Here is a 13304-nt window from a genome sequence, read left to right as displayed (position 1 = left end):
TACACATGGTAATGCGTAGGGAGTTCGCTTTTTGATGGAGGCTTTTTTTTAATAATTTATGATGAGGAGTTTACCAATGAGTATCTACAGTGAATCCGATCTTAAGAGGTTCTGTGAAAATGTACTAATCAAAGTGGGCATGAATCATGCGAATGCCTCTGTGGCCGCTGATTCTTTAGTCAAAGCGAACCTGGAAGGGGTTGACAGCCACGGAATCAGCCGCCTTCCCATTTATGTGAAACGGTTTAATGATCATCGTATTAATGTGAATCCCGACATCAAAATGACGGAGCAAACCCCATCTGTTTTACTTGTTGATGGAGCTAATGGTCTTGGCCATGTGGTCAGTTATCATGCGATCTTAAAGGGGGGAGAAATGGCGAAACAAAGCGGGATGACGGCCATCGCGATTAAAAATAGCAATCATTTTGGCACCGCGTCTTATTTTTGTCAACTGGCCTGTGAGCAAAATCTCGCCTGTATCGGATTCACCAATTCTCCGCCGGGTATTGCTCCTTGGGGCGGGAAGAATGCCTTTTTCGGAACGAACCCGATTGCATTTGGATTTCCTACCGGGAACGATCAGCCAGTGATTATTGATTTATCCACTAGCATTGCTGCCAGAGGGAAAATCATTTTAGCAGCAAAGCAGGGAAATCCGATTCCGGATGGATGGGCCATTGATGAAGACGGTCTTCCAACGAATGATGCGGAAGCGGCATTAAGAGGTTCTGTGTTGCCATTAGGCGGCGCGAAGGGATCAGCTTTAGCTTTAGCTGTAGAAATCCTAACGGGTATTCTTTCCGGAGCTGCCTTTGGTCCACATGTGAAAAATATTTATCATGATGCTGAAACCGAAAGCGCAAATGTAGGCCATTTCTTCATCTTGCTGGATATCGAAAAGTTTATGCACTTATCTACCTTTTTTACCTCGCTTGAAAATCTATTAACAGAGATGAAGGAAGTCCCAAAGGCACCGGGAACAGATGAAATCAGATACCCAGGAGAAAGAAGAAAGAGGGACAGGGAGCGGCGCCAGGTAGAAGGAATTGAGTTATCGTCCAGTGTGGAAAAGGAATTAACTAGTATTGGCGACGATTATAAAATCCCGTTTCCCAAGCCACTATCAGTAGAAAAAGTATAAAAGGAAAAGGCTGTTCTAAATCGTTCAGAACAGCCTTCTTCATTATTCGGTTACCGCATTTTCGGTAATGGAACGCTCGACGCTTTCCAAGTGTTCCTTCATGCATTGCTGTGCTAAATCTGGATTCTTTTGTTTAATTGCTTGTAAAACTTTCGTATGTTCTTGGACGGATTGTAAGGCACGACCAGGAATTTGAATGGCTTTATTCCTGGATTCTGACAATAAATCGATTAAATAATTCATGATGCCAATTAGGACTACATTGTTTGAGTTATTCGCTAAAGTGATATGAAATTTATGGTCTAATTCCGCTAAACGCTTATAATCTACTTTGCCTTTAACCATTTCATTTGCTTCATTCACGATTTGTTCCAATTCGATCCATTGTTCTTCATTCGCATTTTCAATGGCCCACTTTACTGTCCATTCCTCGAGGATTTTTCGGACGGAGAAAAAGTCCTTGATCTGTTCAGTTGAAACAAAAAATGCTTCCGTCATCTTTTGGATTTGATGTTCCGGCGACGCCACAAATACACCTGTTCCATGCTTCACTTGTAAGTATCCGTACGCTTCAAGGATTTTATAGGCTTCCCTCACCGTATTTCTGCTCACGGAAAGCTCTATCCCCATCTCTCTTTCCCCTGGGATCCGTTCGCCTACTTCGTATTCTCCTGCATGGATCTTTTTCTTAATACTGTCTGCTACTTGTTCAGAAATCCCTTTTCTATTAAATTCCATTTGACCTCCAACCCCCTCCGCTACAATTCAATGACGGCTTCTCTTTTAAAAAAATAGTAAATTTCTCCTAGTGGCTCAACCTTTATTTAAACATTACGTAAATAGCTTGTAAATGAGTTATTTCACTTAAGGAGATAGAAATATTTATAGTATTGTATCTATTCAAAGCTTCGTCGTTTACAGCTAAAATACTACTTTTTTGTAAAAAGAAAGCCTGCCTAAGTAGTCTTCAATTTGCAGTTTCGTTATGGAAAATAAATGGTTAGGTGACCCAACCAATTTATTTTATTAAACCATTTTTATTGTAACTAAGCAATAAATTTATTTAATTGGACAAAAAAATATTTGATTTTTTTGAAAATTGAAATATAATGAATTTAGTGGTTGGGTGACTGAACCATAAACAGAAAGGAGGAGTACATAGTAGCTAGAGATAACCGAGTGTCTAGGGTGTTTTGTAAAATATGAAAGGGCTTACAAATTGGCAGGGAGGTTTGAAAATGAAAAAGTGGTCTGTCTTCATTCTTATAGTTTTAACCTGTTTATTTATGATGAGTGGCTGTTCTAGTGTAGCGAATAGTAAGAAAACAGATGCAGAGTATGTTTTACGTCTTGGACATTTGCAGACAGAAACACATCCATACCATAAAGGGGCTCAAAAATTTAAAGAGCTTGTGGAGAAAAAGTCAAATGGAAGAATTCAAATTGATATTTTTCCAAGCAGCCAGTTAGGAAACGGGAGGGACCAGATTGAAGGAGCTCAAATCGGGTCGATTCATTTTCACATCGGTTCCGTCGCTCCGGTCACCAATTTTGCCCCGAAGTTCAATGTACTTAATCTACCCTATTTATTTGAGAGCCGTGAGCATGCATTTAAGGTTCTCGATGGTGAAATCGGCAAGGAGCTCGGAGCTGATTTGGCGAATAGAGGGCTAATGAATTTAGGCTTTATGGAAAACGGCTGGAGACATATGACCAATAATGTAAGGCCGATTAAAACGGCTGACGATGCAGCTAGTATGAAAATCAGGGTTCAGGAATCGCCGCCCTATATTTCCTTCGTTAAAGCTCTAAAATCGACTCCAGTGCCCGTACCGTTCGGAGAGCTTTATACAGCGCTTGAGCAGCATGTGGTAGATGGGCAGGAAAACCCGCTTGCACAGATTTACCTGAACAAATTTAATGAAGTTCAAAAGTACCTGACGTTAACCCATCATAATTATGATGCAGCTGTTTTTATCATGAGTAAAACAACCTTTGATACGCTGCCAAAAGATCTGCAAAAAGTGATAACAGAGGCCTCTGAAGAAGCGATCCAATTTGAAAGAAAATCCGCTTTAGAAGATGAGAGTAAGCTGTTAGAAGACCTGAAGAAAACTGATATCCAAATAGAAGAAAACCCTGATTTAGACTCCTTTAGAGAAGCGGTGAAACCAGTATACAAAGAATTCGAAGATTCCATTGGAAAAGATCTGCTGGATAAAATAGAAAGCTTAAAATAAGCGTGTGGGGGTGCTATAAATGAAAGGGTTTATGACGGAAATGAGTAAAAAGGTTAATAGAGCCAGTCAAATGCTCTTAATTTTATTTTTCGTTATTGCTTTCGTGTCTACTGTTTATCAAGTTTTTTCCCGATTCGTGTTACAGAGTTCCTTAATACAAAATATGCTCCCGATGGTTGACTTTTCCGTATTTAATTTAAGCTGGATTGAAGAGCTGATCCGCTATTTGTTTGTCTGGATTGTTTTTTTAGGCATTGGAATGGTCTACAAGAGCAAAGAACACGCTCAAGTGGAAATTTTACTTCATTATTTACCTGAAAAATGGAAAGGTAAGCTGCAAGTCCTCGTCGAAGTCATCAACTCCGCTGTCTTTCTATTTTTAATCGTGTATGGCTGGAGCATCTTGAAATTTACCAGCCAGCAAATATCCCCTTCAATGGGACTGAATATGACCTTGATTTATGGAGCGGTATTCGTCTGTTCTCTTATCTGTCTCATCCATTCTATTGTGAATATTCTTGGTTTGGTAGTTGAAAAAGAAGAAAAGGCTGAGTTGGTTCAGGCAGTCACGGCAAAAGAGAATCCCGATTTAGGATCATGAAGGAGGAATATAAATGACGGTAGCAATTATTGTCCTGGTTGTCCTGTTTTTACTAATGTTTCTAGGTGTTCCGATTGCGATTTCGTTAATATTAGCATCTATTTCCGGCTTTTTGACCAGCATCTATTATATTCCTTTAGAAGTCGTTCCACAAAGACTCATCACCTCTGTAGATTCATTTCCGCTTCTAGCTATTCCATTTTTTATGCTAACGGGTGAATTCATGATGTCCGGCAGTATGGGGCAAAGGATTGCGGGATTTGCTTTTGCGTCTGTCGGCTGGGTACGTGCCGGTTTAGCCCAGGTTTCGACGTTAACCAGTATGTTTTTCGCGGGTATTTCGGGATCGGGTGCTGCAGATACAGCTGCTGTTGGGAAGATGATGATCCCAATGATGGAGAAAAAGGGATATGATAAGGGATTTGCCGCTGCCACGGTAGCAAGTGCCGGGACCATCGCTGTGGTCATTCCACCTTCGATTCCTATGATTGTTTATGGAGTAACCGCTGGCGTGTCGATTGGTGACTTGTTTACAGCCGGGATTGTCCCTGGGATATTAATTGGTGTGTCAATTATGATGTTAAACTATTGGCTGACGAAAAAGAATAACTATTCTCAAGAGAACACGAAGTTTGAATTCGCTTCATTTAAAAAGACCTTTTTTGAAGGGATATTAGCGTTGATTCTTCCATTAATTATTATCTTTGGCATCCGGGGTGGAATTTTTACTCCGACGGAGGCTGGAGCAGTAGCAGCTGCGTATGCCTTTATTATCAATAAATTTGTCTATAAGGATATGGATTGGAAGGACATTCCTGAAGCGTTTATTAAAGCGGGAAAAATGACGGCGATGGTGGTATTTATTATTGCAGCCGCTAACCTATTTGGCTGGCTGCTGACCGCGGAACAAATCCCGCAGCTGCTTGTCAACCTTGTAACGGGCTTCTCTGATAATCGTTATCTGATCCTGCTTATGTTCACGGTTATCTTCTTTATCGCAGGCTGTTTCTTAAACGCATCTGCTGCGATTACTATCTTAACACCATTATTGCTGCCAATTGCCTTAGCAGCAGGAATTGACCCGATCTTCTTTGGCCTGATCATGGTCGTGAATCTATCCATCGGATTAATCACACCGCCAGTTGGGTTAGACCTCTTTGTTGTAAAAGGCATCGCCGACGTTTCTTATGATAAACTGGTTCGATCGGTTGCACCATTTATTGTTGTCATGGTCATCGATTTATTGATTATTACCTACTTCCCGGCACTATCGATGTTTTGGGTGTAAAGCGCAGGGTAGCTTGTTCTTGTGCTTCGTTATTAGGGGTTAGTATATAAAAAATACCTTTTTCAAGTGTCCTAACTACAGAACTGCAGTCATTTTGGCTGCAGTTCTTGGCTGGGCTGGTAAGAAAGTATAAGTGCAACTACGCCTCATGAACCGCCCCAACGGGCTCGCCAATCGGCTAGTTTTATCATCCTATCTTCTGTAAAGAATCCTGTTCGTTCTCATATAGCTTGTCCCAAAGTTCATACATTTCCCTGCGTCCGTTTGCAATTTCAGGGTTGAATTGGATGGCAGCGTTCTCGCGGACGGTATGAACGTTCTTCATTGCCTGCTCAAGCTTTACGTTGATGTTCGCACCGCCTTTCCCTGCGTGCTTGGCAATCGAAATACCGGCTGTTGTTCCTTGGGCCATAGCAATTTTTCCGCTTTCGATGCCAGTGATATTGCCTGCAACAAATAATCCTTCAAGTGGAGTTTCCATTTTTTCAGAATGATGTGGAACATGTCCACCAAGTTCTGGAACGTATTGGAATGGGCAGCCGGCAACTGCTGTGAGCTCTGCTAACGGATACAAGCCACCTGCGATACAGACGAAATCAGCTTCGTACATTTTTTCTGTACCCTTGATTACCTTTCCATTTACATCAATATCTGCAGTGAGGACGCCTTCTACCTGATCCTTGCCAAGAATTTCAAGGGCTGCTTTTCTAAGCTGCAATGGTGTGCCATTCACCTTAACGCCGCTCTTAGGGAAAAACTTCATTCCTAATTTGCGTAATCCTTCATTTTTCATAAAACGGCTACCGAAACGTAAGATGGGTGACGGGGCAAGATGGGCCGCATTTAGAAGCGATTTCATAACTTCCTCCGGTTCTCCGGCATTTTTGCTGAGCGGGCTCTTTTCTGGCAGAACAATGCGTTCCACATTCATTCCAGCTAATTGCAGCTCGTTTAAAATCGCAAATGCTAGAATGTTAGCACCAATGATGATGCCTTTTTTGCCAATCTCGACACGATGAACATTGGTCATGACCTGTGCAGCCCCGATGGACATAACACCTGGGAGAGTCCAGCCTGGCACAGGAATTGGAAACTCAGCTGCACCAGTTGCTACCAGCACATATGGAGCTGTTAGTGTTCCTATATTTGTATGAACATTCCATGAATCCTCGTCTTTTTCAAGGTTATATACAGAAACGCCGCAGCGGATATCTACCGATAGTTTTTGAGCTTCATTGTGCAAACGCTCTGATTCTTTTATTCCATTCCACCATTCACCGGACGGTTCCTGGTGCAATTGACCGAGTAATCTCCCGCCTGGTCTGATAAATTCATCAATGACGGTTACGTTTAAGCCGTGTTCAGCACAGGATATGGCACCAGCTAAACCGGCTGGTCCAGCTCCAATTACGATCACATCTATCATTGTTTCTCCACCATCCTTTTCACAATATTAGGATGCTGTTTCCCGCTTTCAACAACCATATTTTCCTTCACCATAGTTAAGCAGGCTCTTACATTGGCCTGACCATTTACATTTACACGGCATTCCATACAGTGGCCGATATTGCAATAAATCCCCCGTGGTGTTCCACTTTCCTCATGAACGCGCAATGTTCTCACACCATTTGCTAGCAAAGCTGCTGCGATCGTTTCATTTTCATATGCTTCATATTCTTTTCCATCAAATGTGAATGGAATTTTTGTTCTATCATTTAATTTTCCTAAAACTGGATGATCTATTATTCTAGTCATGATTTTCACCTACCGTTCCAAATGTTACAGGGCGAATGGGCGGCTGATATTTTAATGGGATTTCGCCCTCATTTGTATTAGGTACGATACTTTCAATGACCCGGTCGACCATGACTCTGCACGTGCGTCCTCCACAAAAACCCATTCCTGCCCTTGTTCTAAGCTTTAGTTCCCTGGATGTGCATTGATGCTCATTTGCTGTTGCGGAAAGCTGTTCATAGGTAACCTCTTCACAACGGCAGATCACAAGTGCTTCTTTGCTATTCATTTGGAAAACCCCCCTTTTCAGCTATATGTAAAAATATAATGCAAGAATCGTACCAACTTTGGAGTAACTATTTTTACATTAGCTTAAGCCGAGGCGTTTTAGACGATTGTAAAGGGTTGCTCGGGTGATCCCTAGTTTTTTTGAACATTCTAATTTGTTGCCATTGGTTAATGCCAATGCTTTTTCGAGTACCTTTTTCTCGTGTTGATCCATTTCCTCCTGAAGTGGCAAAATGGTCGTGTTCAATTCCATGGGGCTTTCCTGAAGATCAGTATCAGAACCATCTGAATAGCCTATTACTGAATGAAATGGCAAATAATCTTTTCGAATGACGCCATCTGTCGCAAAAACCACAAGGCGTTCAACGACATTACGCAGCTCTCGGACATTGCCCGGCCAATCATATTGAAGCATCTCTTGCATAACTTCCTGTGAAAAATGGTGGATCGGCCGCTGATAGCCTAGTGAAAAATCCTTTAAAAAATGATAAATCAGTTCAACGATATCTTCGCAGCGATCTCTTAATGGAGGAATTTTTAAACTGACGACATTTAGCCGATAATATAAATCCTCGCGAAATTGGCCTTCTTTTATTAATTCTTTTAAATCCCTATTTGTTGCGGCGATTACCCGGAAATCAGCCTCCATTTCCTTTTCGCCGCCAACCTTGTAATATTTTCTTTCTTGAAGTACGCGAAGCATCTTGACCTGCATGTCTAAAGGCATTTCGCCAATTTCATCAAGAAAAAGAGTACCGCCTTTAGCGAGTTCAATTTTTCCCTTTTTCCCTCTATGATCCGCACCGGAAAAGGCACCGCGTTCATAGCCGAATAATTCACTTTCAAATAATGATTCAGGAATGGCACCGCAGTTGATTGAAATAAATGGTGCGTCAGGCCCTTCGGTTGCCTCATGAATGGATTTGGCAAAGACCTCCTTGCCAACCCCGCTTTCTCCTAAGATCAATACAGTCGATCGGACAGAGCACACCTTTTTCGCCATTTGCACCGTTTTTTCCATCACAGCACTTTTCCCTTTAATGCTATTAAAGGGATCTGAAGGCCTGTATTTTGCCATCTCCTGTTCTAAACGGTGAACCTCTGTCGACATATTAAATAATTTTTCATTAAGAACAACCTGGTTTGTCACATCGGTTTCCGATACAACTGCCCCGATAATCCTTTCATTAAAGTAAACAGGGTTTGCATTTATATGAACAAATAGATTAGATCTTGCCTGGTGATGCTTTCCCCGAATTCTTTTTCCTGAGTGCAATGATTCTAAGATTTCTAGATGCTGATGTTCGAAGAATTCTATAATTGGTTTGCCTAAAATCTCATCTTTTTTAACGGAGAAAATTTTTTCTGCTCCTTGTGTCCATGTGCGGACACGCTCATCCGCATCGATCACTGTCACCGAGGCGTCCATCGTATCAATGACAGTTTCATAGAAAGCCTTTAATTGATTGTAGGCATCATGCAAAAAATCAATGATTTGTTCAGTTGTGACGCAGCCAAGGTCTTGACCGCTTGAATCTATGACGATAATGGCCGGGTAGTGCTTGCAAAGCTCAGCTAGAACAGAGAAGGAATCATCCAAATTAGCCCTTCCTAAAGTGCCTTCATGATCTACCTGGTTTAGATGGAGAAAATTATTTTCAATGATTTCTTTGACTGACGGCAAATCAAACATGACAGCCTCCTCGGTATGTAAAAGTTTTTGTACACTGTTTAATATTTTATACACAAGTTTATCAAAAATATAGACAATTGCAAACGTTTGCAAATTTAATATTTGGAATAATCGCAAAAGGGGTTTGGGGTTTGCTGTTTTTACGCTTTTATAAAAAGTTGGCACGCAATTTGCATTAATAAATTATATAAGAAACCGAAAGGAGGTTGGTTTTGTGAGACATCATTGTGACGTGTTGGTTATAGGCGGGGGAATCATAGGATGTGCCATTGCCTATTATACGTCTAAATCTGGACGAGAGGTAACCGTTATTGAAAAAGGTGAATTTGTCAGTGGTACTTCGTCCCGCTGTGACGGAAATATACTAGCGATTGATAAAGATCCTGGCTTTGATAGTCAAATGTCACTTGTCAGTCAGAAATTAGTAGATGAATTAAGCAGAGAATTGAAACAGCCCTTTGATTATCGTGCTCCTGGGAGCATCCTTGTCTGTGAGACAGAAGAGGAAATGGAAGCGGCACAAAAGTGGGTTGACCGTCAGAAGGAGGCCGGTTTGCCGTTCAGGATGCTGGACCGTCAGGATATTCGCCAAGATTCCAAGTATTTTGCAGATGATTTATTAGGCGGCTTAGAGTGTGCAACAGATTCAACCGTTAACCCATACCTACTTGCCTTTAACCTTCTTGAGGGTGCAAAGAAAATGGGAGCTAAAGCCCATAAACAAACTGAGGTTACTGGAATGCGAACGGAGCCGGACGGTACCTTTACCGTTGAAACAGCTAAGGGGATGTTTACCGCGAATCATGTCATAAATGCTGCAGGTGTATGGGCTCCATATATTGGCGAGATGCTGGATCTGTCTGTCCCCATTAAACCAAGAAAAGGCCACATCATTGTCGCATCACGCCAGGAATTTGTAGGGCCAAGAAAAGTGATGGAATTTGGCTATCTTATCTCCAAATTTGGCGGCAGGCGCCAGGTTGATCACATTACTGAAAAATACGGCGTAGCCCTTGTTTTCGAACCAACTGAGAGTCAAAACTTCCTGATTGGAAGCAGCCGTGAATTTGCTGGATTTAATACAAAGGTCAACAATGAAATTATTAAATGTATTGCCAATCGCGCCATTCGATTTTATCCGAAAATGGCCGACATGATGGTCATACGTTCCTATGCAGGCTTACGCCCATGGACGGAGGATCATCTGCCAATCGTGTCAGAAGTGGAGGGAATTCCAAACTATTATATTGCAGCCGGGCATGAAGGAGACGGAATCAGCCTTGCCGCTGTAACGGGAAAAGTGATAGAGGAAATGCTTAATAAAAAGGATACGTGCATCCCGATTGAACCGCTGAGATTTTCTCGCTTTAAGGAAAGGGTGTTGAGCTGATGAAGGCAAATCGAGTGTTTACAACTATTGATACACACACGGGCGGAAATCCGACAAGGACATTGATTAGTGGACTCCCAGAGCTAATAGGAGCAACGATGTCCGAAAAAATGCTACATATGCAAAAGGAGTATGACTGGATTCGCAAGCTGCTGATGAATGAGCCAAGAGGACATGATGTGATGTCAGGTGTGCTGTTGACAGATCCGTGCCATCCGGACGCAGATATCGGTGTGATTTATATCGAAACTGGCGGATATTTGCCAATGTGCGGCCATGACACAATCGGTGTTTGTACCGCATTAGTTGAAGCTGGGCTAATCCCTGTTCAAGAGCCGGTTACTTCAATCAAACTGGATACACCAGCAGGCCTAGTTGAGGCAGAGATTAAGGTAGAGAACGGAAAAGCAAAAGAGGTTTCCTTCTGCAATGTCCCTGCCTTCCTGTTAAAGAGTGTCTCTGTTGATGTGGAGGGAATTGGAATCGTGGATGCAGACATTGCTTATGGCGGCAATTTCTATGGAATCATTGATGCCGGGTCTGTTGGCTTAGAGCTGATACCGGAGAATGCATCAAAAATCATTGAAATAGGGATCAAAATTAGAAATAAGATTAATGAAAAAACGGATATCGTTCATCCGCAGTATCCATTTATTCGCGGTTTGACCCATATTGAATTTTTCACTGAGCCAACCCATGAGGAAGCAGATGTGAAAAATACGGTCATCGTCCCTCCAGGCGGGATTGATCGTTCACCATGCGGTACAGGTACATCGGCCAAATTATCTGTCCTCTATTCCAAAAAGGAGATTGGCATCGATGAAGAATTTGTGCATGAGAGTATTGTCGGCTCTTTATTTCGTGGACGAGTCCTTGAAACAACAGATGTTCAGGGTGTGGAGGCTGTTGTGACAAGAATCGCAGGTTCAGCATGGCTAATGGGCATGCACCGGTTCTTTTATAACGAGGAAGATCCGCTTAAAGAAGGCTTTTTACTCATTCCCCCAATGGAACATGAAATGGAGGATGTAAAATGAAAATTCAAAAGGCTTACACAGCAACCGATGTACACGTAGCAGGCGAGGCATATCGGATTATTAAGGATGCGCCATTTGTTCATTATCAAAATTTACAAGAGCTGAATGAGCAATTTTCGCTTGTCTATGAGGAGGAAATCAACCTTCTTTTAAATGAGCCCCGAGGATTTGCCGGACTAAATGGCTGTTTGGTTGTTCCACCTTTTACAAGCGGTGCCGATGCAGCAGTTGTCTTTTTCGATCATAACGGAACACTTCCAATAAAATATGGCGGAATGGTTGCTGTTATAACTGCATTGCTGGAGTGCGGCCACTTAAAGGCAAAGCCTTCAAATGAATACCGGATTGAAACAGTCCGTGGTGTTGTTCCTGTTACTGCTGATATGAAAGACGATGAAGTGAAGTTAGTTAAGTTAAAAAGCGAGCCATGCCAGGTTGTACAAACCCATGTGCCAGTGTCTTATTTAGATTTACAGACAGAGGCTGCTCTCGTTCAAGCCGATCAGCTTTATGCGATTTTTGATAAAGCAGAGCTGCCATTTGAGATTGAAATGGAGAACCTTCCTGACATTCAACAATGGGGACAAAAGGCGATTGAAGCGTTAGAAGGCAAACATGCTGTCAGCCGAGTGATCTTGCTGGATCATTCGCAAAAAAGTGAAGGCAAAATCAAAACGGTAACATTCCGTCCGGATCGTTATATTGTACGTTCTCCAGGCTTTGGCACTCTAGCTGCCTGCAGCACCTATTTATTAGGAAATGGCGATATATCTGGGGATAGCCTAATAGAAAATGAAAGTATTTTTAATGGCACATTGACAGCAGAACTTACAGGACAAATTGAAAGCGATTACGAGTTTCGTTTTTCAGCCCGTGGATTTATTACGGGTATGCAGACATATGTATTAGACCCGACAGATCCATTATCCGCAGGGTTTTTATTAAAATAAAAAACTAGTAAATATACAGGAGGAAAATAAAATGACGACAATTAGAGGAGCTTATCCAGTATTAATCACACCAATGACACAGGAGCAAGAAATCGATTGGGGCGGAGTAAAGAATAATGTTCATTATTTCATGGATCAAGGTGTGGCAGGTATCGTCATCAATGGGAGTACTGGTGAATTTGTCAGTCTATCAAAAGAAGAAAAATACCAAATGGTAGAAACGGTTATGAAGGAAATAAACGGCCGCATCCCTGTTATTGTCGGTACTGCTGCTGAAACAACAAAAGAAACCATCGAGTATACAAAGCAGGCTGAAGCACATGGAGCTGATAGTGCTCTCATCATTAACCCTTATTACATGAAGCCAAAGGAAAATGAAATCTACCATCATTTTAAAGAAGTATCCAGTGCTGTTCATTTGCCAATCATGCTTTATAACAACCCATTTACTTCTGGCGTGAATATGAGCACAGATTTAATGCTTCAGATCGGCAAGGATTGTGAAAATGTCACTCACATTAAGGAATCAAGCGGTGAAATTGGCAAGGTAAGAGATCTTGCAAGAAAAGGCAAGGGAGACTTTGAAGTATTCTGCGGTGCTGAAGAGCTTGTCATGGAGTCTTACTTAGTTGGAGCAACTGGATGGATATCTGTTGCAGGAAATATCGTGCCAAAGCTTGTTACAGACATGTATAACCATTTCCAAAACGGCGAACTTGAAGAAGCATGGGCCATCAATGATCGTATTTTACCGCTTTGCGCGTTCCTTGAAGGATCTGGAAAGTATGTTCAGATTGTCAAGAGAGCCATGGAATTAACCGGCCAGGCTGGAGGCCCTGCACGTTACCCTCGTTTAGGCCTATCACCTGAGGAAGATCAACAGCTAAAAAGCCTTCTTGCAAGTTTAGAAACAGTAAATAATTAAAATAGGGAAGGAGA

General features: G+C 41.9%; 13 protein-coding genes. 8 read left to right on the top strand and 5 right to left on the bottom strand.

What is annotated here, in order from left to right; genetic code table 11:
• Window positions 1–76 precede the first annotated feature (76 nt).
• Window positions 77–1144 (top strand): Ldh family oxidoreductase, encoded by a 1068-nt coding sequence (locus FAY30_RS23700; RefSeq protein ID WP_149872154.1) that lies wholly within the window; start codon window positions 77–79, stop codon window positions 1142–1144.
• Window positions 1145–1186: 42 nt separating this feature from the next.
• Here the strand turns inward: FAY30_RS23700 and FAY30_RS23695 are convergent, their stop codons facing one another.
• Window positions 1187–1882 carry a FadR/GntR family transcriptional regulator gene (locus FAY30_RS23695; protein ID WP_149872153.1) on the bottom strand — a complete coding sequence of 232 codons (696 nt, stop codon included), beginning with the start codon at window positions 1880–1882 and terminating at the stop codon, window positions 1187–1189.
• A gap of 500 nt (window positions 1883–2382) precedes the next feature.
• Here FAY30_RS23695 and FAY30_RS23690 point away from each other — a divergent pair, with 500 nt between their 5' ends.
• From FAY30_RS23690 to FAY30_RS23680, 3 genes are read left to right on the top strand one after another with little or no spacing between them, the layout of a single operon-like run.
• On the top strand, window positions 2383–3384 hold the full coding sequence (locus FAY30_RS23690) for a TRAP transporter substrate-binding protein (protein ID WP_149872152.1): 1002 nt from the start codon (window positions 2383–2385) through the stop codon (window positions 3382–3384).
• Window positions 3385–3403: 19 nt separating this feature from the next.
• Window positions 3404–3985: a TRAP transporter small permease gene (locus FAY30_RS23685; RefSeq protein ID WP_149872151.1), complete on the top strand. Its 582-nt coding sequence runs from the start codon at window positions 3404–3406 to the stop codon at window positions 3983–3985.
• Between the two features lie 13 nt (window positions 3986–3998).
• The gene (locus FAY30_RS23680) at window positions 3999–5273 is read left to right on the top strand and encodes a TRAP transporter large permease (protein ID WP_149872150.1); all 1275 of its coding nucleotides are present in this window, start codon (window positions 3999–4001) and stop codon (window positions 5271–5273) included.
• A gap of 187 nt (window positions 5274–5460) precedes the next feature.
• Here the strand turns inward: FAY30_RS23680 and FAY30_RS23675 are convergent, their stop codons facing one another.
• The 4 genes from FAY30_RS23675 to FAY30_RS23660 form a co-directional block, all read right to left on the bottom strand.
• A complete protein-coding gene (locus FAY30_RS23675) occupies window positions 5461–6699 on the bottom strand; it encodes an NAD(P)/FAD-dependent oxidoreductase (RefSeq protein ID WP_149872149.1) in 1239 nt (412 codons plus the stop codon).
• On the bottom strand, window positions 6696–7028 hold the full coding sequence (locus FAY30_RS23670) for a (2Fe-2S)-binding protein (RefSeq protein ID WP_149872148.1): 333 nt from the start codon (window positions 7026–7028) through the stop codon (window positions 6696–6698). Before FAY30_RS23670 ends, FAY30_RS23675 begins: the two co-directional genes overlap by 4 nt.
• Window positions 7021–7296 carry a (2Fe-2S)-binding protein gene (locus FAY30_RS23665; RefSeq protein WP_149872147.1) on the bottom strand — a complete coding sequence of 92 codons (276 nt, stop codon included), beginning with the start codon at window positions 7294–7296 and terminating at the stop codon, window positions 7021–7023. The genes FAY30_RS23670 and FAY30_RS23665 overlap by 8 nt, the downstream gene beginning before the upstream one ends.
• Before the next feature lie 78 nt (window positions 7297–7374).
• Entirely contained in the window at window positions 7375–8988 is a 1614-nt protein-coding gene (locus FAY30_RS23660) for a sigma-54 interaction domain-containing protein (protein WP_149872844.1), read from the bottom strand.
• Window positions 8989–9202: 214 nt separating this feature from the next.
• On the opposite strand from FAY30_RS23660, the gene FAY30_RS23655 reads away from it, so the two are divergent.
• Genes FAY30_RS23655 through dapA form a run of 4 tightly spaced genes read left to right on the top strand, consistent with a single transcriptional unit; the run spans window position 9203 to window position 13290 of the window.
• Window positions 9203–10378, top strand: a complete 1176-nt coding sequence (locus FAY30_RS23655) for an NAD(P)/FAD-dependent oxidoreductase (protein WP_149872146.1) — start codon at window positions 9203–9205, stop codon at window positions 10376–10378.
• On the top strand, window positions 10378–11415 hold the full coding sequence (locus FAY30_RS23650; RefSeq protein WP_149872145.1) for a proline racemase family protein: 1038 nt from the start codon (window positions 10378–10380) through the stop codon (window positions 11413–11415). Before FAY30_RS23655 ends, FAY30_RS23650 begins: the two co-directional genes overlap by 1 nt.
• Window positions 11412–12365, top strand: coding sequence for a proline racemase family protein (locus FAY30_RS23645; RefSeq protein ID WP_149872144.1), 954 nt, complete (start codon window positions 11412–11414; stop codon window positions 12363–12365). The genes FAY30_RS23650 and FAY30_RS23645 overlap by 4 nt, the downstream gene beginning before the upstream one ends.
• Window positions 12366–12396: 31 nt before the next feature.
• Window positions 12397–13290, top strand: a complete 894-nt coding sequence (gene dapA, locus FAY30_RS23640; RefSeq protein WP_149872143.1) for a 4-hydroxy-tetrahydrodipicolinate synthase — start codon at window positions 12397–12399, stop codon at window positions 13288–13290.
• The last annotated feature ends 14 nt before the right edge of the window (window positions 13291–13304 follow it).

It is taken from the genome of Bacillus sp. S3, from assembly GCF_005154805.1.
Lineage (GTDB): Bacteria > Bacillota > Bacilli > Bacillales > Cytobacillaceae > Neobacillus.
The sequence above is the reverse complement of the archived record's forward strand: the minus strand, read 5'-3'. Positions and strand labels throughout refer to the sequence as shown.

Excerpts from the sequence above, each read along its gene's own strand:
- dapA (WP_149872143.1), top strand. The coding sequence starts at position 12,397 with ATGACGACAATTAGAGGAGCTTATCCAGTATTAATCACACCAATGACA.
- FAY30_RS23690 (WP_149872152.1), top strand. The coding sequence starts at position 2,383 with ATGAAAAAGTGGTCTGTCTTCATTCTTATAGTTTTAACCTGTTTATTT.
- FAY30_RS23695 (WP_149872153.1), bottom strand. The coding sequence starts at position 1,882 with ATGGAATTTAATAGAAAAGGGATTTCTGAACAAGTAGCAGACAGTATT.
- FAY30_RS23660 (WP_149872844.1), bottom strand. The coding sequence starts at position 8,988 with ATGTTTGATTTGCCGTCAGTCAAAGAAATCATTGAAAATAATTTTCTC.
- FAY30_RS23650 (WP_149872145.1), top strand. The coding sequence starts at position 10,378 with ATGAAGGCAAATCGAGTGTTTACAACTATTGATACACACACGGGCGGA.
- FAY30_RS23700 (WP_149872154.1), top strand. The coding sequence starts at position 77 with ATGAGTATCTACAGTGAATCCGATCTTAAGAGGTTCTGTGAAAATGTA.
- FAY30_RS23675 (WP_149872149.1), bottom strand. The coding sequence starts at position 6,699 with ATGATAGATGTGATCGTAATTGGAGCTGGACCAGCCGGTTTAGCTGGT.
- FAY30_RS23685 (WP_149872151.1), top strand. The coding sequence starts at position 3,404 with ATGAAAGGGTTTATGACGGAAATGAGTAAAAAGGTTAATAGAGCCAGT.
- FAY30_RS23645 (WP_149872144.1), top strand. The coding sequence starts at position 11,412 with ATGAAAATTCAAAAGGCTTACACAGCAACCGATGTACACGTAGCAGGC.
- FAY30_RS23670 (WP_149872148.1), bottom strand. The coding sequence starts at position 7,028 with ATGACTAGAATAATAGATCATCCAGTTTTAGGAAAATTAAATGATAGA.
- FAY30_RS23665 (WP_149872147.1), bottom strand. The coding sequence starts at position 7,296 with ATGAATAGCAAAGAAGCACTTGTGATCTGCCGTTGTGAAGAGGTTACC.
- FAY30_RS23680 (WP_149872150.1), top strand. The coding sequence starts at position 3,999 with ATGACGGTAGCAATTATTGTCCTGGTTGTCCTGTTTTTACTAATGTTT.